This is a genomic window from Nostoc mirabile CHAB5784 (assembly GCF_020829645.1).
GTDB lineage: Bacteria > Cyanobacteriota > Cyanobacteriia > Cyanobacteriales > Nostocaceae > Nostoc > Nostoc mirabile.
The window spans coordinates 33,049-58,035 of sequence record NZ_JAIVFS010000051.1; the positions used below are offsets into that span (position 1 = coordinate 33,049).

The window sequence follows — 24,987 nt, forward strand, 5'->3', positions numbered from 1 at the left end:
AGATTAGCTTAACCTACATCATCATGGGCAAAGCGATTAAAGAGGAAATCTAGGGCATAATTACGTAGTTGGTAGTATTGTGGATCTTCCATGATGCGGGCGCGATCGCGTGGACGAGAAAACGGAATTTCCATAACTTCGCCAATTTTCGCATGGGGGCCGTTGGTCATCATTACCAATTTATCTGCTAAAAATAGTGCTTCGTCGATGTCGTGGGTAATCATCAGCACTGTACAACGGTTATCGCCCCAAATTTTGAGCAATTCTTCCTGTAATTCTTCTTTGGTGATGGCATCCAGCGCCCCAAAAGGTTCATCTAAAATTAAAACTTTCGGACGAATCGCCAAAGCCCGGGCGATAGAAACCCGTTGTCTCATACCGCCGGACATTTGCATTGGTTTCTTTTCCATTGCATCAGCTAGTCCCACCATTGCCAAATGATCGCGCACGATCGCTCTTTTTTCGGCTTGTGGTTTGTTGGGATAAACGGCGTTAACAGCTAAGTAGATGTTTTCAAAAGCAGTTCGCCAAGGTAGCAAGGCATAGTTTTGGAAGACAACCATCCTGTCTGGGCCTGGCTTGGTAATGGGTTCTCCTTCCAGTAACACTTGCCCGGAGGTGGGAAAGTTAAAACCGGATACCATATTTAACAGTGTCGATTTGCCACAGCCAGAGTGGCCGATGACGCAAATAAACTCGCCCTGTTCGACGTTGAGGTTAACGCCATCAAGTACGGTGAAGGGGCCTTTCTTTGTCGGATAAACTTTGGTAACATCTTTAATTTCTAGGAAAGGTCTGCGGCTGGTGGTTGCAGTGGCGGATGCTTTTCCCAGTGTGTTTGTAGCGATGTTGGTAGTTGTCAAATTGCGGTTTTGCATGGTGATTTGGGGATTAAAAAGCTTAATGTTAAAGTTCAAAGATTCGTTGACTTAGGACTTGCAGCCGTCTCCACGACCGCCCAGAATGAATTCTGAGGCTTATAGCTAAGGGACTTCCAAGAAATAAATTACTCAAATAAACGAACCACTCCAGACACAGAGAACACAGAGGAATAAGGAGAAGAGAGTTTTTTCGCCAGTTTTTTGGGTATTTTTTTATTTGGAAGTCCCTAAAGTCTTCTAAAGAAGACTAAGTAAGGGTTGTAGTCCACTTGAGTGGACTTGGGCTATTAGCCTAAGAATTTATTCTCAGGCGGGATAGGCAGGTGCAAGATATAACTTGACGGAGTTCAGAGGCTCATTAATGGAGTTCAAAGACTCGTTAACGGAGATAAAAGGTGGATTCATCCAGTTCAAAGACTCGTTAACGGAGATAAAAGGTGGATTCATCCAGTTCAGAGACTCGTTAACGGAGATCAAAGGTGGATTCATCCAGTTCAAAGACTCGTTAACGGAGATAAAAGGTGGATTCATCCAGTTCAGAGACTCGTTAACGGAGATAAAAGGTGGATTCATCCAGTTCAGAGACTCATTAACGGAGTTCAGAGGTTCGCGTGTGATGTGCTACTTCTTCCACTCCCTCTTTCTCTTACGATTTTTTTATGAGGCGAGTCTCCTTCTCGGTGCATCAAGAACAACTTCCGCGACTGAAAAATCACGTTTAATTTTCAAACTGTTGAGATAAGCGATCGGATCATCGGCGTTAAAGGGAGTACCATCGAACAGTTGGATCGGTTGGCGAATATAGCTAATATCCAAACCTAATTCTCGTGCGGCGGTGCTGAAAACACGCACGCGACACACCCGTTCAACAACTTCTACCCAATTTCTGGGGAAGGGAGTATCACCCCAACGCGCCAATTGACTCATAATCCAAATTTGTTCGGTGCGACTGGGGCGGTTAATGGCAGACTCAGAATAAAACTGGTGATGGGCATAATCTCGCAATGGATGGTCTAAGCTACAAGTGAGATTATCTGGATCTTCGAGTTGGATGTACTCTAAATCAGTGCTGACGTAATCTCGCCCTGCTAAAATTTGGCGAATTTCTTGAGCATTTTCGGGATTTGCACAATACTGGCAAGCTTCTAGCAAAGCTTTAGTCAAGGCGATATGCGTATTTGGATAATTTTCTGCCCAATCTTCCCGCACACCAAGAACTTTACCGGGGTGTCCCAGCCAAACTTCTAAGTCGGTAGCGATGGTAAAGCCGACATTTTCCACAGCAGCGCGGTAGTTCCAAGGTTCACCCACGCAGTAACCATCAATGCTTCCGGCTTTTAGGTCGGCTACCATCTGCGCTGGGGGAATAGTCTTCATGTCCACATCGCTATCGGGGTCAATTCCTCCAGCCGCTAGCCAGTAACGTAGTAGCAAATTATGCATAGATGCGGGATGCACTACCCCCATTGTATGCCGTTGTTCCCGGGTAAGAATCAGGTGATTTCTGAAGTCTGATAAGGTTTGCAGGCCTTGGTCGTAAAAGCGTTTTGCTAAGGTGATGGCGTTACCGTTGCGAGTCATGGTAAGGGCAGTGACAACGGGCAGAGGTTGGTTACTATGTCCTCCCAAAGTAAGCCACATCGGCATCCCTGAAGGCATTTGAGCAGCATCTAAATAACCGCCAGTCATGCCATCGACAATACCCCGCCAGTTGCTTTCCCGCACCAGGTTAACTTCATCTAAACCATGCTTGACAAAAAAGCCTTTTTCTTTAGCAACTGCTAAGGGGGCGCAAGCGGTTAGAGGTAAAAAGCCAATTTCTAGGTTAACTTTTTCTAATCCATGACGGGCAATGTCGGCAGTTTTCCGCGCCCGAATTTTCTTGATGCGTTTCTGCTGATTCAGGAAGTAAATCATCTCACTCCGCAAGCTGTAGTAGCTGGGATGTTCTACTACTTCCATCCGCTTGCGGGGTCTGGGAATATCCACTTCTAAAATGTCGCCGATTTTAGATTCGGGGCCGTTGGTTAGCATTACGATTCTGTCAGATAACAGCACTGCTTCATCTACATCATGGGTCACCATCACGGCGGTTACTTCATTTTCTTCGCAAATTTGCATCAGTTGTTCTTGCAAATTGCCGCGTGTGAGTGCATCCAATGCACCAAAGGGTTCATCTAGCAAGAGTAATTTGGGACGAATCGCTAAGGCGCGGGCGATCGCAACTCGCTGCTTTTGTCCACCTGATAACATTCCTGGTTGTTTATCAGCATGGGGACGCAAACCTACCATATCAATATGTTTTTCGATAATGGCGTTGCGATCGCCTGGGGGTAAACCTTTCATTACCGAGTCCACGGCGAGGGCAATATTTTCTCTTACCGTCCGCCAAGGTAATAGGGAATAATTTTGGAACACCACCATCCTGTCTGGGCCAGGTTTGGTGATTCTTTGTCCTTCTAAGGTGACAAGACCCTCAGTTGGCAAATCCAAACCCGCAATCATATTTAATAAGGTGGATTTGCCGCAACCAGAGTGACCAATCAAAGAAATGAATTCTCCTTTTTTAATTTGGAGATCGATTCCTTTGAGGGCGATATATTTGCCACCACCAGTTAATTCAAAAACTTTATCAATTTGGTCAACAGCTACGAACATACTTATTTGTCCTTTGTCATTTGTCCTTTGTCATTAGTCCTTTGTCTTTTGCCATTAGTCCTTGGTACGTGGTCATTAGTCCTTAGTTTTTTACAAATGACTAATGACCAATGACTAATGACTAATGACTATTTCTGCTCTGCTGGCAAAATTTTGTTTTGAAGCCAACCCATCATTTTATCTAGCACTAAGCCGACAACGCCGATATAAACTAGAGCTAAAATAACTTCGCTGACGTTGTTATTTTGATAAGCGTCCCAGATAAAAAAGCCGATTCCGACAATACCGGACATAACGATTTCGGCGGCGATAATCGCTAACCAAGCTAAACCGATCGCAATTCTCAAGCCGGTAAAAATGTAGGGTAATGCCGCAGGAATCAAAATATTGGTGAAATATTCTTTGCGGCTAAGTTGGAGAACTTTGGCGACGTTGTTGTAATCTTGGGGAATTTGGGTAACGCCAACAGCAGTATTAATTAAGATGGGCCAAATGGCGGTGATGAAAATTACGAATAAGGCTGCGGGTTCGTTTTGTCGTAAAGCTGCTAAAGAAATCGGAACCCAAGCTAGAGGTGGTACTGTCCGCAGTAGTTGAAAGATGGGGTCTAAAGCTTTGGACATGGTTTTATTTACCCCAATCAAAATGCCTAAGCCAATACCAACGATCGCAGCTAGGGTATAACTGATAGCAACCCGTTGCAGACTAGCGAGAATCTGCCAAAATAGACCTTTATCAATGCCACCTCGGTCATAAAAGGGCCAGAAAATTAGAACCCAAGTGTCTTTAATAACCTGTATTGGCCCTGGTAATGTGGCTCCCGGAGTCCAAGCGAAGAGTTGCCAGATAATCAGGAAGATGGCGATGGCGATCGTTGGAGGTATAAGATCAGGAAATTGCTTTTGCAGGCTGGATATAAAGCCATTACTCAATCTAGGGCTTGCAGGGCGTTTTTGGGCGAGTGTCATGATGCTGTATTCTCCTCAAATTTTAGTTGTTATTTGTCTTTTGTAAATAATCGATATCTCTAGACGCGATGAATCGCGTCTCTACAAGAGATGAATTGCGTCTCTACTTTTTGATTTTGAGACTTTTGAGATATTCTTCTGGTTTTTCGGGGTCAAATTTGATGCCATCAAAAAACTCTTCTACACCACGGGATGTATTTGTAGGAATATCAGCAGCAGGAATACCAGCTTCTTTAGCAGCTTCTTTCCAAATATCTTCGCGGTTGACTTTGTTGATAAGTTCTTTAGCCTTAGCAGCGTTATTGTCTAGGTAATCTTTTGGCAAGAATCCCCAGCGAACGTTTTCAACTATGAACCATAAATCGTGACTCTTATAGGGATAAGAAACACTACCTTTTTCATCTTTCCAGTAGTAAGCTGCCATTGATTTATCGTCAATTTTACGACCATCACCCATGTCATATTTGCCTTGGTATGGATCTGCCAAAATTTCTGGTGAAGAAAGGTTGAAATAATTTCGTCCAGCCAGAATTTGAGCCGCTTCTTTGCGGTTGTCAAAATTATCTAACCACTGTTGGGCTTCCATAATTCCTTTTAAAATTGCTTTGGTAGCCTTGGGATTTTTATCAACCCAATCGCCTCTCATGGCAAGATATTCTTCAGGATGATTTTTCCAAATTTCTGCGGTTAATGCTGCTACGTAGCCGATTTTGTCTTGCACTAGGCGATAAGGCCAGGGATCGCCTGTACTAAAGGCATCCATTGTTCCTGTTTTCATGTTGGCGACAGTTTGCGCCGCAGGTACTGTGAGTAATTTGACATCTGCATCCGGATCTAAGCCGCCTGCTGCTAACCAGTAGCGAATCCACAAATCTTGGTTGACGTGGGGAAAGGTGAATGCAGCTGTGAAGGGTGTTGAGGATTTTAATTCCGTGAATAGGGACTTAGCGCTGGCGAGTTGTAAACTAATACCTTTGCCTTGGTGCTTGCTTGCGATCGCAATTCCATTTCCATGTGTAATTAATTGACATAAGATATACATGGGAATTTTTTGATTGCCCTTGGTAATTAAACCTTCTGTGATTAAATGTGGCATTGGCATCTGCCATTGACCACCATCTATACCACCACCCGCCGAACCAATTTCTACATTGTCTCTGGCTGCACCCCAAGAAGCTTGTTTGGAAAGGTCAACATTACTCATCCCATACTTTGCAAAAAAGCCTTTTTCTTTAGCAATAATTAAAGGAGCCGCTTCTACAATGGGAATATATCCTAACTTGACTGTAGTAGTTTCTGGTGTTTGTTCGGGACTAATATTAACAACAGATTGAGCAGTTGGTTGTGCTTGAGTACTTCCACTAGTCAGGTTTTCAGGGGGATTACCCAAACAGCCTTTAAGGAATACAGCACCCGCCGATGCTCCAGCAGTGAATATAAATTTGCGGCGGGAAATTTGATTAAAAAATTCTGTCATAATATCTCCTTGTAACGTAAATTTGATTTTTTATAGCTATGAGAATTTAGGCAAAAAACGTTATGTTTATTGCGCTACTAATGATTAAGCTATATTTTGCAAAGCAACCGCAGTCATTTCATCAATGACAGAGCTACCTATATAACAACTCGGCTAATTTATTGGCTCTGCTCTAGTGTGGTGCAGAGGTATCATTCACCTTGTTGAAATCAGTTTACAGCCTTTCAAGTTGAATTGGTCACTTGGAGTCTGGATTTATTAAACGAATATTAGATTGGATGTATAAGGAAAAATTTATCTATTTTCCTTAACTATATGAATAATTTTTAATATATAAATTATTATCTATGGAGACTATTGTTTTTATATTATGATTTGTTGTTTTCGCTTATTTTGCAACTTAATATTAGTAGTATTTTCTAATATATAAACTCTTATTTATGAAGACTATTATGTTGGCACTATGATTTAGGGTAGCACAGCTAGCTGTACTACCCTAAAAACGCATTTGTATCAATTTGAAAGTAAAAACCGTATACCTGTAAACGAGATTTTAAGTAGTGTATTCGGCGTTAATCCTCACGTAGTCGTAACTCAAATCACAACCCCAAGCTTTACCTGAACCATGACCATTGCCAACGTTAACGGAGATTAATACAGTATCCTGTTGGAGATAAGCACCCGCCGTTGCTTTTTTCAAATAAGCACTCGCAGCTGCACGGTCAAATTGCAGAGGTTGCCCATTTTTCAACATTAAGAAATTCCCTAGCTTAATTTGCAGGTTTTCTTGCTCGAAGGGTACACCTGCACGTCCGGCGGCGGCGGCAATGCGTCCCCAATTTGGATCGCGTCCAAAGATTGCAGATTTAACTAAGGATGAACCAGCGATGGTTTTGGCTATTTGTCGGGCTGAGAGTTCATCATGGGCCCCTGTTACTTCCACTTCAATGAGACAGGTTGCGCCTTCACCATCACGAGCGATCGCTTTAGCTAAATGCTGACAAACTGCTGTTAACATCGCCTCTAATTTCTCTGCTTCTGCGCCCAATTCTGTAATTGCTGGGGTACGAGATTGACCGTTTGCCAAGGCGATTAAGCTGTCGTTGGTGCTGGTATCGCCATCCACAGTAATAGAATTAAAGCTTCTATCAGCTGCCCTTGCTAACATCTGCTGCCAAAGGGCTGGCGAAACCACAGCATCACAAGTAACAAATGCCAGCATGGTTGCCATATTGGGGTGAATCATACCGGAACCCTTGGCAATGCCGCCAATTCGTACTGGGCGTTCGCTTATAGTTGTCTCCAAGGCAATAGATTTAGTTACCAAGTCTGTAGTGATAATCGCTCCTCCGGCGGCATCTGAGCCTGTTTCTGATAGTGCTGCTACTACCTTGGGAATCCCGCTTCGCAAAGCATCCATCTTAATTCTTTGACCAATCACGCCAGTGGAAGCCACTAACACAGATTCAGATGAGATGTTTAATGCTTGGCCTACTGCCAGAGCAGTTTCTAGGGTATCAAGATAGCCTTGAGTCCCTGTAGCGGCGTTTGCTTGTCCAGCGTTGCAGAGGATGGCACGAGCGCTATGTTTGGCTTGCAAGCGTTGGCGACAATATTCTACGCAGGCAGCTTTAACTTGGCTGGTGGTGAATACACCAGCTGCGATCGCTTCCACCTCTGAGAATATCAAAGCTAAATCTGGCAACCCCGAAGGTTTCAACCCTGCGGTAATTCCCGCCGCTTGATACCCCCTTGGTGCTGTGATGCCACCTGTGATTTTTTGCCAATCTGCCATTATTCTTCACTCTAAACTATTGAGGGATTTGAACAACCTCTCAATAGTTTAAAGTTTTGAGGGGAAAATTTTAATTACTCAGTGGATAACTTAACCGCGATGCCAACGGCTGGCGTAGCCATCGCTCTTGATAACTCAATACAGTTCAGTTAAGCATTTTTTCCTTCTCTCTGTGTTCTCTGCGCCTAATAAGGTTCGTTAAAAAATTTGATTTCACAAAGGGTTTTAGCCTTAACCCAAGCGTATTGATTGGAAAAGGTGCTGTTGTCATGCTCAACTCGAATGAAGTTGAACTGATGCAAGAAGTAATGCGATCTCTTGCGCTTGAGTATAACTGGCTTGACGTGCTTGAGAAAGAAAAACCAATCATCACCCTGGCGCAAGCTGAGAACTACTCAGGGTTATACTTAACAAAATCTGGATTGCAGTTCAAAGTAGTGAGCCAAGATGAGAATTTGTTTATACAATCTGGACAGCAGCCGCCGTTACAGTTTTTTCCGACATCAGAACTAGAATTCTTTGCTAAAGCAGTAAATACGAGTATTTGCTTTGAAAGAGATGACACAGGCAATATCACCGCAATGACTTTAAGTCAAGCAGGTGTCACAAGTTTAAGACAATAAGCGGATAAACAGATTAAAGCAGAGAGACAGGGGTAAAAAAAGCAAGCGCAGCCCAACCTACCAATATTCTTAAGAAAGTAGTATTACATTGGGTTGCGATCGCAATAAGCTTAGAAGGATTGAATTTACCTTAACAGTGTTGTTGTTTTTTGAATAGTGACAACAGCAAACACATAAGTCCCATTACTACCAATGACACTGAAGAAGCAGATTCTGAGACAGGCTGAGGGTTTTGCAGAGGCTGATAATTGATGAAATTTTCTTGAATTGGGCTGAGTGATGCCAAAAGTTGCTCAATATCGCTAGATATATCAGTATTATTACCAACACTTTTAGAAGAGATGAGGCGGTTAAAGGTTTGGCTACTCGATTCATCAAAATCTCCTGTGAACCCAAGAAAATTTTGACCTATTTTACCTATAAGAGAGTCAATCAGATTGTTAACATCAGTCTTGATCCCTAGTGGGGATAACTTTAAACTGCTGAGATTATTGACGTTTCCAATCGTTGTATTGTCAGTATTCGTTAACCAATTGCCATTACCAATAATTTCATTTCCACTGGTAAAAACCCAGTTACCATTACCAATAATTGTGTTATCAGTACCGAAGTCCCAATTGCCGTTTCCAATGGTTGCGTTGTCACTGCCGAAGTGCCAATTCCCATTACCTAATGTTGCATTATTACTTCCGTCGTCCCAATACCAGTTGCCGTTACCAAGGGTTGTGTTACCCTTTCCAAATAGCCAGTTGCCATTACCGATGGTTGTGTTGTCATTATTAAAGTTCCAGTTACCATTCCCAATGGTTGCACTGTTACTGCCATAATCCGAGTTAAAATTACCAATAGTTGCGTTATTACTACCAAAGTTCCTGTTACCATTACCAACCGGTGCGTTGCCCTCATTAAAGGTTTGGCTACCAGGATTAGATGTATTCCCACCGTTACTAAAGGGTATGTTGTTACCAAGGACTTCTTTCAACGGATCGAAAGGCGATTGTTGAAGCAGAGTTCCAGCACCTGCAAATGGATTACCACCGCCTGCAAATGGGTTTGCACCACCTGCGATCGGATTACCACCGCCTGCAAAGGGGTTTGCACCACCTGCGATCGGATTACCACCGCCTGCAAAGGGGTTTGCACCACCTGCGATCGGATTACCACCGCCTGCAAAGGGGTTTGCACCGCCTGCAAATGGGTTTGCACCGCCTGCAAATGGGTTTGCACCGCCTGCAAATGGGTTTGCACCACCTGCAAATGGGTTTGCACCGCCTGCAAATGGGTTTGCACCACCTGCAAATGGGTTTGCACCACCTGCAAAGGGGTTTCCACCGCCTGCAATCGGGTTACTACCTCCTGCCAATGTGTTGTCAATATCCTTGAAAAAGTTATCACCCAAAATTAACTTTAATCGATCAAAGATTAATTGCTGAAGCTGACTGCCACCATAGCCTGCAAACGGGTTAATACCGCCACCTGGAATGGGATTGTTACCGTTACCTAATAACAGATTGCTACCACCCGTCAACAGGCTACCTTCAGCAGACAAATTGCCATTGTCAGCAAAGGAACTAACGCTGTTAGGTCTACCTGCATTTAAGGGATTAACTCCACCATTAAGGGGATTGACAGCAGACTCTTCCATTGGCACTAATTCTCCTATTTTTAGTTAAAAATTATGGGGTCTTCAGTACCTCTTATACCAATTATTTATAGATTTGCTCAACCCAAAATCTCTTTAAAATAAAGGCTTTAATCATTTTACTGTCAAACTAACAGAAAATATTTCTTAAATACTTGCCTGTAAAGAGTTCCAGGGCGTAAAATAGCAAACTAGTACAATAAGGCAGAAGGCACATCACCGATAATACACGTTTTTCAGCTTTATCGAATGATATGTTTATTTGCGCCAAGCTGTACTAGCATACTATGTACTGAAGTAATTGTTGTTCTCTTCTATTTCTGTGCTGATTTTCGCAAGAATTCTATTAAGCAAACGGGATTTATTGACCGCCAAATGGTAGAGTTTGACCACCACCAAATGGGGGTGTTTGTCCACCACCACCAAATGGGGAGGTTTGTCCATCACCACCAAATGGGGGTGTTTGTCCACCACCACCAAATGGAGAGGTTTGTCCTTGTCCGCCACCAAATGGGGTTTGTCCACCACCCAGTTCCTTGTCAAGCCTTGAGCCAACTAGCTTGTCAATAGTATCTCTCAAACTGAACCCGTCCGGTATTTCAGTTGTGCTAATACCATAGGTCTGGCTACTAGCACCAGTCAAAGGGTCGCTGCCACTACCTTGGTTACCAGCGCCTGCGGATGGGCTACCACCACCTGCGAATGGGTTACCAGCGCCTGCGGATGGGCTACCACCGCCTGCGAATGGGTTACCACCGCCTGCGGATGGGCTACCACCACCTGCGAATGGGTTACCACCACCTGCGGATGGGCTACCACCACCTGCGAATGGGTTACCACCACCTGCGGATGGGCTACCACCACCTGCGAATGGGTTACCACCACCTGCGGATGGGCTACCACCACCTGCGAATGGGTTACCACCGCCTGCGGATGGGCTACCACCACCTGCGAATGGGTTACCACCGCCTGCGGATGGGCTACCACCGCCTGCGGATGGGTTACCAGCCGCCGCGGATGGGTTTACACCGCCTGCAAAGATATTCCAGAAGTTGTCACCAGCGAAAGGATTACCACCATAGGGTAAATCAGGCTGACTGCCACCGCCACCAGCACCGCCACCACCCCCAAATGGGCTACCGCCACCTTCTCCATCACCAACACCACTGAATATGTTGGGGAGGTCTTTCTCAGGGACAACTTCAACCAAGCGACCGAAGGGTGAATCTCTAAGCGGATTGTTTCCACTAGTAGAGGAGTTGCTGCTACCACTATTGCTTGAATTTTCTGCCATTAGAATTAATCCTCTTATTGTTTTGATAAAAATCTTGCTAGCATCGCAACATAAAATAGACAAAAATTAAGTCTGTTGTGTGACTTTTTTGTTGTCTTTTTGTTAGCAGAAGTAGTTAGTAGCTATTAGATTTTTTTTGCTTATCTTTGTTAAGTGTAGATAATCAATTTTTAATCCATTGCTACTTACACTCACAATGTATATGATTTAATTTTGAAGGGCAATGCAAAATATTTTGATATATTTATCAAACTTGTAGATATTTTTAGACAATAATTTAAAAAACTTAGCTGAGATGTTTGTCGAATAAAATTAGATTTTGGTTAAATATTATATTACAATGAACAATCTTTTGATAAATTTGCCAAATTTTTAGATATTTAATTAATCTGCCTTTATCCTGGGTTATATCACTTTTACCCGACGTTATACCACGAGACTGATAACAATAAATAGCACGATTACTGGCACTCTGCAATACGTTGCATCATATTAGCACTACTACGAAGTGCAGCAAAAAAAGGTTCAGGTGAAGGGATTATATCAGGTTCGGTTGATTGCTTATTAAACCCGAAGAACCCCAAAGAGCCAAAGCTATGCTTTGTCTGCCCTCCTGCTTGCGGGGAGGGGTTGGGAGTGGTATGGGTAATTTGGCGGACATGATATTACTTCAGATAAATCAGCAAATTCAATCCCGGAATTGTGCGAGAAAGTGTTCACAAAACGAGAGTGATGTAAATTAAACCCAAACTCCATTGATACCAAGCAAGTGCAGAGATGATGCCAGGTAGATGTTCGTCTCACAGACGGATGTCGTTAAATCCTAATTTAACTAGGTTGTTGAGACTAAAATCATAGTAGTTGAGCCAGTTCCAACTGCGATCGCACAACAGAGGCATGTATCGTTCCCGAAATGTTTGATTCCTTGGTATGACTGGCAAACGTCCAATCAATAGTCGTAACTGGCGAAATGTGCCGTCTTCTGTGAAGTAAGAAACGTCCATTAAATCGTGATAACGACCTTGTTGGTAAAGTCGGATCAATAAAGCCACCGGCACGGGGACAATAATTATTAAAAGACACCCCAATGTCAGCCATTGAGTTTGTTTAAAATTAGCTTTTTCAAAAAAAATACTGCCCTGAAAATTGCTTGGTTGCTTAAATTTAGCAGCGCAGAGGAGCGCAGAGAAACCCCTCTGCGTACCTTTGCGTTTAAAAAATAAATTATGGAAATTGTTCGATCATTCGTCGCTAATCAGTAGAACAATTTTACCTGTCAGAGAACCGCTTTCAATTAGTTGGTGTGCCTTAGCCGCTTCTTTTAAAGGAAACTTGTGGCTAACATGGATTTTTAATTTGCTTTCATCGATCCAGGTGGCACATTGTTCGAGAATTTCTGCATGGTGCTGGAGGTTTTCTTCTAATCCTAGCAACGCTGGTGTGAGCATTAATTCTAAACCAATGCGGAGATTGCGTTGTCTAGCAGTTTTCCAAACAGTGTTGGCATCTGGTTCGAGAATCGTCACAATATCACCATAGACTCGCACTGCGGGGAAGGTTTTGTGAAAGGTTTCGCCGCCTACGGTATCAAAAGCCAAGTCTACGCCTTCGCCGTTAGTCCAATCTAATGCTGCTTGTACAAAGTCTGTTTGTTTGTAAAGAATTACATGATCGGCACTTAGTTGTTTGACAAAATCAGCTTTTTCCTGAGAACCCACTGTGGTGGAAACAGTAGCACCTTTAAGTTTCGCCAATTGAATTGCTACATGCCCGACACCACCAGCACCCGCATGAATCAAAACCCGTTCCCCAGGTTCCAATCGTCCCCGTTCGTATAAAGCTTCCCAGGCGGTGATTAACACTAAAGGCGCTGCTGCGGCTTCGGCAAAGGAGATAGACGCGGGTTTACGTGCTACAAACCGCTCATCCACAACGGTATATTCAGCATAATTACCTTGGTGTGCGCCCAATCCACCATAGCAAAAATATACTTCATCGCCTGGGCGAAAACGCTGAACACTAGCACCCACCGTTTCGACTATACCAGCACCATCACATCCTAAAATTGTCGGCGTGCGATCGGGATAGAAAGTGCCTCGGTTACGAAGTTTAGTGTCAATGGGGTTAATGCCAGCAGCCACCAAACGCACTAAAAGTTCAGTATTCCCTACAGGAATAGCAGGGTTTGGCACTTCCTGTAGTTGCAGAACTTCGGGACTGCCAGATGCTGTCATCAAGACTGCTTTCACAACTCTTTCCTCCTGGCTTTAGATGCACGTTCTTATGCAACTTTAGCGCAATAGGGTGGACACAAAGTTATGTTTGAGGGAAAACTGCGATCGCCGAATAGCCCGCACAACTCTTGGAGACGCTGCGCGTAGCAAGATCCCCGAAGTGGTACGACAAAGCTCAGTGACCATCGTAGACATCGCGTTCAGGTTATAATTAGTGTACATTTAAATGTACACTAATTTATATGCCAAAGTACCTAACCATTACGGAAGCTCGACGACAACTATTAGAGTTGCCGAATGAGTTGAAAGATGAGCCAGTGATCATCACCAAGCATGGTAAGCCAGTAATGGCAGCACTTAGCTTTGAACAATTTGAATCTTTGTTAGAAACCCTGGCAATCTTATCCGATCGGGAGTTTGCCCATCAGCTACAGGAGAGTATAAGCCAAGGGGAACGGGAAGAAACCATTAGCTGGAAGGAAGCAAAAGCCCAACTTGGACTCTGATATACCACAACCCGTTAACACAGAGTATGAAATTGAACTGACACCACTAGCTTTAGAAATGTTGGCTGGTGTTAAAGATCAGCGTCATCAGAAATCTTTGAGCGACAGAATCGACAAACTCAAGATAGATCCAGAAAAGCAGGGAAAACCTCTAATTGACAAGCTTAAGGGATATCGCAGTGTCAGGGCTATCGGTCAACGCTACAGAATTATTTATAAAGTAGAACTAGAGAAAGTGGTGGTTTTAGTGGTTGGGGTGGGACTACGGAAAGAGGGTGACAAAGGGGACATTTATACACTCTTGCAGAAATTGTTAGAGGAATGAGTAATGTATGACGATAAGCTTCTTTGCATATAAGCACTTGTAGAAAAGTGGTTTCGGATTTGAACCGCGTCCCTTGCGCGTCTCGCAGCGAAGGGCGATCGCACTTTTGATTAGCAAATTATACAAGGGTCGATTACTTTTGGTAATGTTATTTGTATCCCCAAGATTAGTAATTTGGGGAATTCTGCATACTTACTCGTCGGTGAACTGACGCAATCTAACAAATACTATTTACATTGAAGTATTATATGTTACTTTGATAAAATATTTATGTTCACCAAAGGAGTCTAAGTAAAATTGTTTAAGAGTAAGAGGAATTTATGACTAAACTCTCCATAGAGCAAATGCTTTACTTGCTTTACACAGTCGCCTACTCAAATGAGGGTACGGTAACTCAAGGTACTGTCAAAGAGCATTTGTCTAAAGAACTCAAAAAAAATGCTGATGGTATATATAACACTCTATATCAGCAAAATTTACTAGAATCTCCCAAGAGAAGGCGGATTTCAGTCACAGAAGAGGGCAGGAAAGCGCTTGTCGCTAATCTACAAACTACAGACTACGAATTCGACTCTTCAAAAGGGCAAAAAGTTCTAAACACTCTTCTGCATTGCCTGAAGCTGACATCGTTGAAAGACTATGTTTCTTCTGTACCTATCGAAGATATGGACTTTGACACATTCGTAGAAAAGTTTAAAGAACTATACTTTGCAGAAAGAAAGCAACAGGAATTGCGTGGCGTTGTTGCTATTTACAGTCGAGATATTGGTCTGAAATTTAGGGATAATCACCCGATTTCTCAATCTACATTGGACAACTACTTCAATACACTTAAATTAACTGGCAAAGTTTTTGCTGTTACCGAAAAAGAAGAAGAAATAATTCAGTGGGTGGAGTAAATAATGCCAGAAGATGCAGGTAAGAAAAAATTTATAAAAGACTTTTTGCAACAAGTTAAAGGAGGTGAAGGTTTCATAGAAGATATTTGGATTGAGCGTGTTGTTAGACCTCCAGGGTCAGATGGTGAGGGATCTACCGCTCTCAGTCTTTCTATGCGAGCAATATCTAATATAACTCAGTTACTGGAAGACGATCTAAGATATACCTTTGATGAGGGCTACTTTGCCTTTAGATTTGTTGCAGCTGCGCTTGGTAGTGGTAAGACTTCACTTCTAACTTATTTACATGAATTAACCAAGACTCAACGTAATTACAGAAGTCTTTCTTTAGTAGTTCGCTTCCCACTTTCTGACTTGTTAAGAGTGGGTGGAGATCATAACTTTGGGATAAAATTGTATTGTTATATATTAGCTCACACTTTCTGGAAATTATTACACAACCAAAACTTATCTCCATCAGTTAAAGAAGTAGCAAAACGTATTCTTAGCGATTTATTAGAAAGAAGCCGAGTTGCTGAACTTGAATCGGCGAAAAATTTCAAAATTCAATTTTATCCTAAGTTTAACAAGTATCTTGTTGACAGTGGAGTGAGTTTTGAAGATTTTTTCTTTTATGTTATCTCTGAAGTCGCAGCTTTAGAGCCAGCTTTTACCTTTGTATACCTTACAGATGAGCTAGATCATCTCCAAGAATATCCAAATTATATTCTAGACACTAGATCACTTTTTAAGGCATTAATTAAAGGAGTGCGCCAGCAGTTTAACTCAAAAGTCAATCTGCTAATCTATCTGGTAGGCACTACAGACAATGTAAAAGGTTTTATTGCTGGAGATATTATATTAGAAAGCATCGTAGATAGAGCGGTTATCAATCTACATAAAGGCTATAGCAACGAGCTTGAAACGATCAGAGCTAAGATTGATGAGCGGATTCAAGGTGCTTATCAGGCATATAAGAATTTTGCAAAAGCATGGGAAGAAATTAAAAATATCCGCTTGAACCCTACTAATAATTTAAGGAAGTTTTGCCAAGACTACGCATCATCAGTACTGGAAATACATGAAAGATATTTTAACGAAGCACCTGAGCAGTTATTTGAAGGCAATGCCCGAGAGTTAGTGGAAGCGCAGTGTCGAACAAAGTGGGCAAGTTATTTGAGTAAATCTGCATATACTTTATCGGCAGTTTCAACTACAACTGTGCTATCAGGTCATGCATTTGACTGCTACGTGGAATTGTTGCATAACCGTACAAGTGTAGCTAGAGCTTTTGGTGAAGCAAAAAACTATGAGCTTTTAAGCGGACACTTGCAGACGTTTGAAAGATGGTTAAGTGATATTAATTTCAAGCCAGACGCAAACCCACCTGATCTAGCTTTTATGATTGCTCCTTCATGCCCATCTTTGTTACACCGAAAGTTAGAGCTTAAAAATATTCAATTTATTGAATCTGAAAAAGTATTTTCAATACCGACACCAGCCTCAACGGCTACACCGACACCAGACTCAACATCAGCATCACCACCTACTGCTATCAATATTAATAAGGCTGACAAAGATAGACTTATTGTTGCTTTCAAAGGTACAGGTATAAAACAAACAACTATCGATAAGCTAATAAACCTTAGACAACGTAAAAGCTATATTCGCTTAGAAGGTCTGGCATCTGATCTAAAATTTACTGATGCAGTGAGAAAAAAACTTCAGGAAAAATTGAATAAAGCGGAGATTTGCTTTTGAAAAGAGTGATAATTCTTTAGAAAGGGTGAAAATATGCGATCGCACCTCATCTCACAACACGATTGTCCCAGGTGTATCATTCCTAAAAAGGAAAAAACCGCAAAACATAATGTTTCACGGCTTTCAGTGTGGTGTGAGGAGTTTAACTATATATCATGATAAAGTAACTGCCCAACAACAACGCACTCGTAACAATTTTGGTAACAGACTTTTTTTTGCAATGATACTTTCAGGTATACGCTGTAGGGGCAATACCCTGCGGGAAGCCGCTTTGCGTCTACATGAATTGCCCCTACCTGAAAATAAGGGTTTTGGCTATTGTTTGCGTAAGCCCTGTTATTTGTCTTTAGAGCAAAGCACCACCACAACTAGAACCACATCCAGCAGTACAACCATAGCAATAAGCAGCAGTTTGTATCTCACTAATCAAGTCTAAACTGTCAGCTTCTAAGAGTTTGCTCACTGTCAAAGTTTCACCATTGCGATATTTCGCAGGCAAATTCATCATTTGGTTAAAGTCGCAATCATATACATTGCCTAGATAGTCAATTGAGAGTTCATCGCGGCACATCAAATGTTCAACTGTGTTGGGATTAAAATGTGACTCTAAAAACTGCAAATAGCTGGTGTACAGTTTTCTCCGTTCTAAATGCATTTTGGTTCTACCAACTGGTAGGTTGGTAATGGTGAAGAGGTTGCTAAACACAATATTAAAATGTTCTTGCAAGAACATTTTGTAATTTCGTTCTAGGTTAGTCTGTTCGGGAGCTAAAGAAAATTTTTCATCCGTGGGTAACTGGGGATTAAATACCAAGTCCAAAATTAAATTTGGCTCTTTACCATAGCCGAGTTGGTTAAGCCACTGCAAAGCTTTGACTGAACTATCAAAAACACCAGCACCGCGCATTTTATCAACATTATCTGCTAGGTAGCAGGGTAGGGAAGCCACAACTCTTATTTGGTGTTGAGCAAAGTATTCTGGTAAATCAGCAAATCCATTTTCAAAATAAATGGTCAAATTAGACCGGACGATTACCTGCTTACCAGTTGCTCTTGCTGCTTCTACCAATGGCTTAAATCCATAATTCATTTCTGGTGCGCCACCAGTCAAATCTACAATCTTAATTTCAGGAAATTTATGGATTAGCGAAATCAATTGTTCGCAAACTTCAGGAGAAAGTTCTTCTGTACGTTTTGGCCCAGCTTCGACATGACAGTGTGTACAGGCAAGGTTACAACGCTTACCTAGATTAATTTGTAAAACAGTGATTCCCTTTTTTGTCAAAGGAGAATTGAGTTTGTTTTTAAATGGTGTGACTGTTGATAGTATAACTTTTGATTGAGTTGGCATTAGTTGCTACTCCTTAAATATTTTCTAAGCTTGCAATAATCTGTAGGTTATTGCACTAATAATTGCAGCAGTTGGTAAAGTTAAAATCCACGATAATAGTATTTGATAAAAAACACGTATATTGGCTTTTTTGCTAGTTAACCCTACTCCAAAAATAGAACCAACTGAAACGTGAGTGGTGGAAACCGGAAGCCCAAATCGGCTAGCTGCAATTACCAGAATTGCAGTTACTATATTTGCTGATAAGCCTTGAGTATGATTCAATGAAGTAATCTTTTCACTCATGGTTACTGCAACTTTTTGGGAGTTGAGTAAACCGCCAAGTGCCATTGCGATCGCAATCGTAATCATTCCCCCCTGAATCGAAAAATACTCAATAACTAGAATGAGTGAAAAAATCTTAGGAGTATCATTTAATCCTCTAGCAAAACTGACAATTCCAGCGCTGAGAAAATGGCAAGTATCAATTATTTTTTGATTGACTGATAGGTTCCATTTTGAAATTATATAGCCAGATAAACTATAAATTCCTGCCCCCAAGGGAATAGCAATAATTGGACTGAGTAATAGAGGCAAAATAAAAGAAGTTCCCAAAGCTGCAAAATTAACTTTGAGTCCGATCGCAACTAATCCAGCGCCAACTAGCGCACCTGTTAAACTGTGAGTTGTGGAAATGGGAAACCCCATGAAGGTGGCTATCAGTACAGTTAAACCTGCAGCAAGAGCAACTGCCAGATGAAACTCTGGTGAATCAGCGATCGCGTCAGGCACTAGTCCTTTCGCAGAAAAGTTTTTAATTAATCTACTTGCCAAAAAAGTTGCAGCAACCGCACCAGCTAAAGTTGTAAAAGTTGCCCACAAAATTGCTGTTTGATAGCTGCTGGTTCGGCTACCAAACAACGTTGCTACCCCTTTAAAGTTGTCATTTGCACCATTAGAATATGCTAAAAAAAGCGTGGCGATAAATAGACTAATTAACAACATTTTGGAGTTTATAAAGAAGAAGTCAGAATCCAAAATCCAGAATCCAGAATCCAGAATCCAGAATCCAGAATCTAGAATCTAGAATTAAGAATGCAATTAGTGAAATATTTAAATTGTGCATTCTTTGCTCAGTCGTACAGAATTATTCTGAATTCTGGCTCCTGACACCTGAATTCTTTCTTAATAAATTAACAGCAACCACTACCGCTATAGTGCCAGGTTGAATTGGTGACAATTATTTCTGCTGGCTTGATAGCCGCAAGTTTAGCAGCAGTTTTATCACACACTGCTGCGGGAATACCTAGCTGGAGTAGATGGCCTGCTGAGTCGTCGAAGAAGGGTTCCGAGCCAGCATAAACTGCTGTTTTTCCCGTAAAGATACAAGCACCATCTTCTGGAATAGCAACTTTAAAGGAGACAGAATCCAGACTTTCTAAAAGTAGGTGTTCTTCTAAATTATAAGTCTGGGAATCTAGTAGACGATAAGGACGACGGGCGCGAATTTCAACTTGACCAAAACCAGCATTTGTAATCCGTTCAGTATACTCTTGATATGTGAGTGCGCCTGATAAACACATGGCTCTGAGTCGTTCATCTTGTTGAAGGTGTGCTGGAATTTGACTAGTAGCAATTGGATCGCTCATCTGCAAACGTCCGCCTGGTTTTAATACCCGATAAGCTTCTTTTAAAGCACGGGTTAAATCTTCTGGTTCAAAGATGTTGAAAAGGCAATTTTGCGCCACGATATCGACGCGAAGATCAGCAACGGGTAAGTTAAAAGCATCGCCTTCACGGATTTCTACAAAACTGCTGTCAAACCACGGATTTTCTTGAGCAGCAATTTCCAGATTGCGTGCAGCTGCTTCCCGCATGGCCCCAACCGGTTCAACGGCAATTACAGCACCTGCATAGCGGGAAAAATAAGCGAATTGCAACGCTTCTAAGCCACCGCCAACACCGACATATAGCACAGTAGGTTGGTTTCCTAGTTCGGTGGGGTGAACGGTGGTGCCACAACCATAGTTCATTTCCTGCATTGGCAAAGGAATTTTCAATCCTGGTAGTTGCAGGGGTGTACTTTGCACGCAACAAAGTCCAACTTGCGGGGTTTCGGCAACTTCGCGGTAGAATTGCGCTGCTGTTTCTAGATAGGTCATGCAGTTTTAGATTTTAGATGATCACAGCTTTGTGCATCCTAATATAATTAACCCGGAGTTGGATGAGTTTTTACTCAGATTGCCAAAAACCCCAAATCTTCCTAGAATAGAAAACCTTGGGGTTTTACCGTTATTTCACACTGGAAAGAGAATGAGGAAGCAGAGTGGAGAATGCCCAATGCCCAATCCCAAATTCAATCACGCAATGTGTAGCCGACACCACTCACAGTTTGAATGAGGCACTTTTCGTTATTGGCTTCAAGTTTCAGCCGTAGGTAGCGCATCTGAAGTTCGATGATGTTGGTATCGCCGATGAAGTCGTAACCCCAGACTTCTTGTAAAATGCGATCGCAGGTAATTACCTGTCGCGGATGGGCCAGTAAATATTCTAGTAAATCAAATTCCTTAGCAGTTAACTCAATTAACCTCTGATCTCGGTACACTTGGCGCGTGCGACGATTTAAACACAGGTCTTTAAATTCTAAAACATCTGCGCCATCTACTAGCTGGCTTCTTCGCAAGTGAGCGCCGACTCTGGCTAATAATTCATCAACGCTGAAGGGTTTAACGAGGTAATCATCAGCACCAGCGTCTAAGCCTGCAATGCGATCGCTCACTTCATCTTTGACGGTTAATAAGATTATCGGCACTTTATCAGCAATACTTCGCAGGCAGCGACAAATTTCCAACCCCGATAAACCAGGCAACATCCAGTCTAAAATTACTAAATCTAGATGTAACTTACGCGCTGCGGTAAGTGCAGTTAATCCATCGTAGGCAATACTGACTTGATAGCCTTCATAATTCAATTCTAATTCGACAAATCGTGCCAGTTTGACTTCATCTTCAACCAGTAAGATGTGCGTCATGATAATGTTAATGATTTCAGCAGGATACGGTAGGCAAAAATACGGTGTGGAAACACTGTCTTCGAGGTGCCAGCTACTTAAATAGCTAAACATCTAAATTAGGTGTACGTTAGCTTAGTATAAACCTGAGTAAGTAACAACCGTAAATTTACAATTACCGATCGCTGCTCGATCAAATAACGATCCGACTGGCTATTAGCAATAGGCTGTGACATCTTCACCGCATTCATCGGCAAGATAACAGAGCGCTTTAAAACGCAAACCAACCACTTCTTCGTATAGGGGATTTAATTTACACATCGGAGGAATGTGAAACAGCTTCCGGCTAAAGAGCGTGATGTCTCGTTCAAAGGGACACTGGGCAGGAATAGCTTTGCACAGGAAATGAGCCAATTTAGAGTTCTGAATTTCTATCGTTTCCAACCACTGGCGGACTGGATGGAGTAGATCATTGTGTAACCGGGTTTGAATAAAACTTGTCATAATTTTTTACCTTTATAATTTCAAGCTAGATGAGTTTGTTGTATTTGAACCTCTATAAATATATACGGTTAGGTTCTATAGTTTTATGCACTGATTGCTAGTTCTTTGGTTCTCTACAGAGATAGAATGAATCTCTAGGCACACTGTTAACTACAGATTAAATTGCCAAAATTCCGGATGATTTGCCAAGGTGAGCATACTAGATATTGCCGGACTGCAAAACTATAGTTAACCAACTTATTTGAGGCGCAGCTACTTACCCTAAAAAAGCATTCCGCTTCAGGTGAACTGCGAAAACTAATGACTAATGACTTTTTTAGTAACAAAAAGTTCCTTTTTGACCGATGGGCACCAAGTTACGACTGGCTATTTCCTTCAGTGTTTTATCGAGCCGTTCACAAACGGTTGCTGGAGTACGTCGATTTACCAGAGTCAGCAAATGTACTTGATATCGGCTGTGGTACTGGACGCTTACTTGAGCGACTTGCGACTCAGTTTTCCGACCTGCAAGCGATCGGATTGGATTTATCTGCTAATATGTTGCGGGTAGCAAGACAGAGCAACCGCCACCGTCCACGCTTAATTTATGTCGAAGGTAAAGCTGAGTCTCTTGCGTTTGGTGATGGTCAATTTGATGCTGTTTTCAGCACTATCAGCTTTTTGCACTATTTGGAACCTAAACAGGTGGTTAGTGAGATAGCACGGGTACTTTCTCCCGGTGGACGCTTCTACTTGGTTGATTTTACCTCCAAAAAAGAGACAGAACCTCAATTATTGCCAGTCTCTCCCCTTGGAATTAGACTCTACAGCCCTAATCAACGTCAACTTCTTGGCTCCTCTGCTGGGTTATTGTGTTTGAATCACCACTATTTACTAGGGCCTGTGTTACTAACAATTTTTGCTAAACCTCAGATTTGAAAATGGGGAGTGGGGAATTGGGAATGGGGAGTGGGGAATGGACGAAAGTAAAGGGTTAAAAACAGGTTGTATCAAGCCTTTTTCTGCGTATCTTAATTAGGACTTACGCAAAATATCTCTCAAACTCTTATTTCTCCGTGTCGCGCCAGTTGCTTCTCCCTACAGCCCTTCGGGCATCCTACGGCAGGCGCTAGCCTCTCACGAATGGGATTCGGGGAGACGCGCAAGGGACAAGTCTCTTAACCGCAAGGGCGCACTGGCTTCTCTGCGCCTCTGTGGTAGCCGGAGGGCAAGCCCTCCGGGTGACGTTCGTACCTCTCTACGAGACGCACTCGCGAACGCTAACGCTGCGCTAACAGCAGTCGCTCATGGGGGAAACCCCCTTCTCTACGAGACGCTACGCGTTGGCGTTAGCCTCTCCCAATGTGAGAAGACCGCGCTGCTTCACAGCTTTGCGTCTACGTTATTCCGTAATTCTTGCGTAAGTCCTATTAATTACGAATTACGAATTACGAATTACGAATTACAAATTACCTCGATGTTCCATAAACACCACAGGAACTCTGAACAGCCTTTTAGCTAATTGCGAGAATCTGAATTTCCCCTTGAGCGAAGACTTGCCTCTTGTACTGGGAAATTGTGGCAAGTCTTCAAAAGATATTGGCACAAAACCAAAGCGACTGTAAAACTGCGCCAATCGTTCACCTAAACATTCAAGATAAAGTGGTTGCGTTGCTGTATTAATCAAATGCTGCGTTAGCAAAGTACCCAAACCGCGACCTCTCCAAGCTGACGCAACGACCAAACTACCAAGTTCTTGCGCCCCGGAGAAATTACGTAGCTGTCCACAAGCTACCAGATTGCGTAGGCTTTGCCCGCCGTAGGCATCGCATTCAACTACCCAAAATTGCTGCCAATTTAATTGGGTTGGGTCGAGTTTCGCTGAAAACACCAGCAATCGAATCGACCACTGATCCCCAGAAGTTGCCTTGCGAAGCATACACCCAGATGGTAACGATAGATTGCTCTGATTCATTAATTACACAATGATTAGTTTGTATCACAATCATCACATCATATTTTTCACCTAGTACAGGTCGACGGAAATAAACCTCCCTTAACCATAGGAAGCGTTGTAAGTTTAAAAAACTCTACATTTCTGGATTTTTCTCAGTATACATGAGTGGTACTAAACAATACTTTCGATAGAGGTAGTAATCAGCCATAACTATATCTGGATAGATGCGCTCCCACTCCTAATCTTCTTAAGATAATGCCAACAATAAAATTATTAGGAATGTAATAATGTCTGAACAACAAAAATCTGGTAGTCAAGAAACAACGCCCAGTTCTTCTGGTGATTACGAAACCCCTGTTGACGAAAGTAAGCGCAAAACTGGCGATAGTGAAAAGAGCGATGCTAAAACCACTGCTACACCAGAAGCACCAGGAGAGGATGGTATAGCAGGTAGCCCCAATCAGGGAACTGAGTCACGTTAATTGGTTTGAAGTTTGCCAAGTTTCAATAATCTACTTGGGTTTTTCTAGTAACCCCGATTTACTAAACTTTGAGTGGATAGTTGTGGTTTATATCACGATTATCCACTCATTTTTGTTGTGTGAGAATCTTTTTTAGGACAATACAGTTCAGTTAAGCTTTTTTCTCTGCCCCTGCAACGCCCAATACGGTTCGGTTAAGAATATTTGTAGGTTGGGTTGAACATTCGTGTTACCTAACAAACCCTGCAATATGTTGGGTTTCGTTCCTCAACCCAACCTACACATTTTTATTTTTTGGGCTTAACCGAACCGTATTGCTGCAAAGCCAGCCTCCCCTGCTCAATAACAGCCTGCTTTAACAGATAAATTTGCTTAACCCAAGCGTATTGGTTTTTAGGGCGGGTAGGACTGGTGTGGTAAGTGCGTAAGCGCAGCTAGGCTATCAACAAGTAAATGCTCTCGCTCAACAAGTAAATGCTCTCGCTCAACAAGTAAATGCTCTCGCTCAACAAGTAAATGCTCTCGCTCAACAAGTAAATGCTCTCGCTCAACAAGTAAATGCTCTCGCTCAACAAGCAAATGCTCTCGCTCAACAAGCAAATGCTCTCGCTCAACAAGCAAATGCTCTCGCTCAACAAGCAAATGCTCTCGCTCAACAAGCAAATGCTCTCGCTCAACAAGCA

General features: G+C 42.4%; 23 protein-coding genes and 1 pseudogene. 7 read left to right on the forward strand and 17 right to left on the reverse strand.

What is annotated here, in order from left to right:
- Nucleotides 1-8: 8 nt before the first annotated feature.
- The 6 genes from LC653_RS26440 to argJ form a co-directional block, all read right to left on the reverse strand.
- A complete protein-coding gene (locus tag LC653_RS26440) occupies nt 9-878 on the reverse strand; it encodes a nitrate ABC transporter ATP-binding protein (RefSeq protein WP_229497665.1) in 870 nt (289 codons plus the stop codon).
- 309 nt (nt 879-1,187) lie between these two features.
- Nucleotides 1,188-1,454, reverse strand: coding sequence for a hypothetical protein (locus LC653_RS26445; protein WP_229497666.1), 267 nt, complete (start codon nt 1,452-1,454; stop codon nt 1,188-1,190).
- Between the two features lie 84 nt (nt 1,455-1,538).
- The gene (locus LC653_RS26450) at nt 1,539-3,545 is read right to left on the reverse strand and encodes an ABC transporter ATP-binding/substrate-binding protein (RefSeq protein ID WP_229497691.1); all 2,007 of its coding nucleotides are present in this window, start codon (nt 3,543-3,545) and stop codon (nt 1,539-1,541) included.
- Between the two features lie 122 nt (nt 3,546-3,667).
- On the reverse strand, nt 3,668-4,507 hold the full coding sequence (gene ntrB, locus LC653_RS26455; protein ID WP_229497667.1) for a nitrate ABC transporter permease: 840 nt from the start codon (nt 4,505-4,507) through the stop codon (nt 3,668-3,670).
- Nucleotides 4,508-4,610: 103 nt separating this feature from the next.
- Nucleotides 4,611-5,984 carry a CmpA/NrtA family ABC transporter substrate-binding protein gene (locus LC653_RS26460; RefSeq protein ID WP_229497668.1) on the reverse strand — a complete coding sequence of 458 codons (1,374 nt, stop codon included), beginning with the start codon at nt 5,982-5,984 and terminating at the stop codon, nt 4,611-4,613.
- A gap of 553 nt (nt 5,985-6,537) precedes the next feature.
- Entirely contained in the window at nt 6,538-7,779 is a 1,242-nt protein-coding gene (argJ, locus tag LC653_RS26465) for a bifunctional ornithine acetyltransferase/N-acetylglutamate synthase (RefSeq protein ID WP_229497669.1), read from the reverse strand.
- 245 nt (nt 7,780-8,024) lie between these two features.
- Here argJ and LC653_RS26470 point away from each other — a divergent pair, with 245 nt between their 5' ends.
- Complete coding sequence (locus tag LC653_RS26470; protein ID WP_229497670.1) at nt 8,025-8,402, forward strand: DUF3471 domain-containing protein; 378 nt, start codon at nt 8,025-8,027, stop codon at nt 8,400-8,402.
- 130 nt (nt 8,403-8,532) lie between these two features.
- On the opposite strand, the gene LC653_RS26475 is transcribed toward LC653_RS26470, so the two are convergent.
- The 4 genes and pseudogenes from LC653_RS26475 to LC653_RS26490 all read right to left on the reverse strand — a co-directional run bounded on the left by LC653_RS26475 (nt 8,533) and on the right by LC653_RS26490 (nt 13,587).
- Complete coding sequence (locus LC653_RS26475) at nt 8,533-10,047, reverse strand: ribosomal eL19 family protein (protein WP_229497671.1); 1,515 nt, start codon at nt 10,045-10,047, stop codon at nt 8,533-8,535.
- Nucleotides 10,048-10,405: 358 nt separating this feature from the next.
- A complete protein-coding gene (locus LC653_RS26480) occupies nt 10,406-11,338 on the reverse strand; it encodes a hypothetical protein (protein ID WP_229497672.1) in 933 nt (310 codons plus the stop codon).
- Nucleotides 11,339-12,054: 716 nt separating this feature from the next.
- Nucleotides 12,055-12,435 (reverse strand): annotated as a pseudogene (locus tag LC653_RS26485) (pentapeptide repeat-containing protein); the annotation flags it as partial.
- 144 nt (nt 12,436-12,579) lie between these two features.
- Nucleotides 12,580-13,587 carry a zinc-dependent alcohol dehydrogenase family protein gene (locus tag LC653_RS26490; RefSeq protein WP_229497673.1) on the reverse strand — a complete coding sequence of 336 codons (1,008 nt, stop codon included), beginning with the start codon at nt 13,585-13,587 and terminating at the stop codon, nt 12,580-12,582.
- A gap of 227 nt (nt 13,588-13,814) precedes the next feature.
- On the opposite strand from LC653_RS26490, the gene LC653_RS26495 reads away from it, so the two are divergent.
- The 4 genes from LC653_RS26495 (at nt 13,815) to LC653_RS26510 (ending at nt 17,042) form a co-directional block, all read left to right on the forward strand.
- On the forward strand, nt 13,815-14,078 hold the full coding sequence (locus LC653_RS26495) for a type II toxin-antitoxin system Phd/YefM family antitoxin (RefSeq protein ID WP_229497674.1): 264 nt from the start codon (nt 13,815-13,817) through the stop codon (nt 14,076-14,078).
- A complete protein-coding gene (locus LC653_RS26500; protein WP_229497675.1) occupies nt 14,068-14,403 on the forward strand; it encodes a type II toxin-antitoxin system RelE family toxin in 336 nt (111 codons plus the stop codon). The genes LC653_RS26495 and LC653_RS26500 overlap by 11 nt, the downstream gene beginning before the upstream one ends.
- A 320-nt stretch (nt 14,404-14,723) precedes the next feature.
- Nucleotides 14,724-15,302 carry a winged helix-turn-helix domain-containing protein gene (locus LC653_RS26505; RefSeq protein WP_229497676.1) on the forward strand — a complete coding sequence of 193 codons (579 nt, stop codon included), beginning with the start codon at nt 14,724-14,726 and terminating at the stop codon, nt 15,300-15,302.
- A 3-nt stretch (nt 15,303-15,305) separates the two neighbouring features.
- Nucleotides 15,306-17,042, forward strand: a complete 1,737-nt coding sequence (locus LC653_RS26510; RefSeq protein WP_229497677.1) for a BAR domain-containing protein — start codon at nt 15,306-15,308, stop codon at nt 17,040-17,042.
- A gap of 346 nt (nt 17,043-17,388) precedes the next feature.
- Here LC653_RS26510 and arsS read toward each other — a convergent pair whose 3' ends face one another.
- The 5 genes from arsS to LC653_RS26535 all read right to left on the reverse strand — a co-directional run bounded on the left by arsS (nt 17,389) and on the right by LC653_RS26535 (nt 21,886).
- Complete coding sequence (arsS, locus tag LC653_RS26515) at nt 17,389-18,393, reverse strand: arsenosugar biosynthesis radical SAM (seleno)protein ArsS (protein ID WP_229497678.1); 1,005 nt, start codon at nt 18,391-18,393, stop codon at nt 17,389-17,391.
- Between the two features lie 24 nt (nt 18,394-18,417).
- Nucleotides 18,418-19,377: an inorganic phosphate transporter gene (locus tag LC653_RS26520; protein WP_229497679.1), complete on the reverse strand. Its 960-nt coding sequence runs from the start codon at nt 19,375-19,377 to the stop codon at nt 18,418-18,420.
- Between the two features lie 188 nt (nt 19,378-19,565).
- A complete protein-coding gene (gene arsM, locus LC653_RS26525; protein ID WP_229497680.1) occupies nt 19,566-20,534 on the reverse strand; it encodes an arsenosugar biosynthesis arsenite methyltransferase ArsM in 969 nt (322 codons plus the stop codon).
- A 194-nt stretch (nt 20,535-20,728) separates the two neighbouring features.
- On the reverse strand, nt 20,729-21,403 hold the full coding sequence (locus tag LC653_RS26530) for a response regulator transcription factor (RefSeq protein WP_229497681.1): 675 nt from the start codon (nt 21,401-21,403) through the stop codon (nt 20,729-20,731).
- A 195-nt stretch (nt 21,404-21,598) separates the two neighbouring features.
- Nucleotides 21,599-21,886, reverse strand: coding sequence for a Mo-dependent nitrogenase C-terminal domain-containing protein (locus LC653_RS26535; RefSeq protein WP_229497682.1), 288 nt, complete (start codon nt 21,884-21,886; stop codon nt 21,599-21,601).
- Nucleotides 21,887-22,186: 300 nt separating this feature from the next.
- Here LC653_RS26535 and LC653_RS26540 point away from each other — a divergent pair, with 300 nt between their 5' ends.
- Nucleotides 22,187-22,804: a class I SAM-dependent methyltransferase gene (locus LC653_RS26540; protein ID WP_229497683.1), complete on the forward strand. Its 618-nt coding sequence runs from the start codon at nt 22,187-22,189 to the stop codon at nt 22,802-22,804.
- 523 nt (nt 22,805-23,327) lie between these two features.
- On the opposite strand, the gene LC653_RS26545 is transcribed toward LC653_RS26540, so the two are convergent.
- On the reverse strand, nt 23,328-23,840 hold the full coding sequence (locus tag LC653_RS26545; protein WP_229497684.1) for a GNAT family N-acetyltransferase: 513 nt from the start codon (nt 23,838-23,840) through the stop codon (nt 23,328-23,330).
- 269 nt (nt 23,841-24,109) lie between these two features.
- Between LC653_RS26545 and LC653_RS26550 the strand changes: the two genes are divergently transcribed.
- Nucleotides 24,110-24,304: a hypothetical protein gene (locus LC653_RS26550; RefSeq protein ID WP_229497685.1), complete on the forward strand. Its 195-nt coding sequence runs from the start codon at nt 24,110-24,112 to the stop codon at nt 24,302-24,304.
- A gap of 393 nt (nt 24,305-24,697) precedes the next feature.
- Here LC653_RS26550 and LC653_RS26555 read toward each other — a convergent pair.
- Nucleotides 24,698-24,987, reverse strand: a 290-nt coding sequence (locus LC653_RS26555; RefSeq protein ID WP_229497686.1) for a hypothetical protein, incomplete at its 5' end; no start/stop codon positions are given.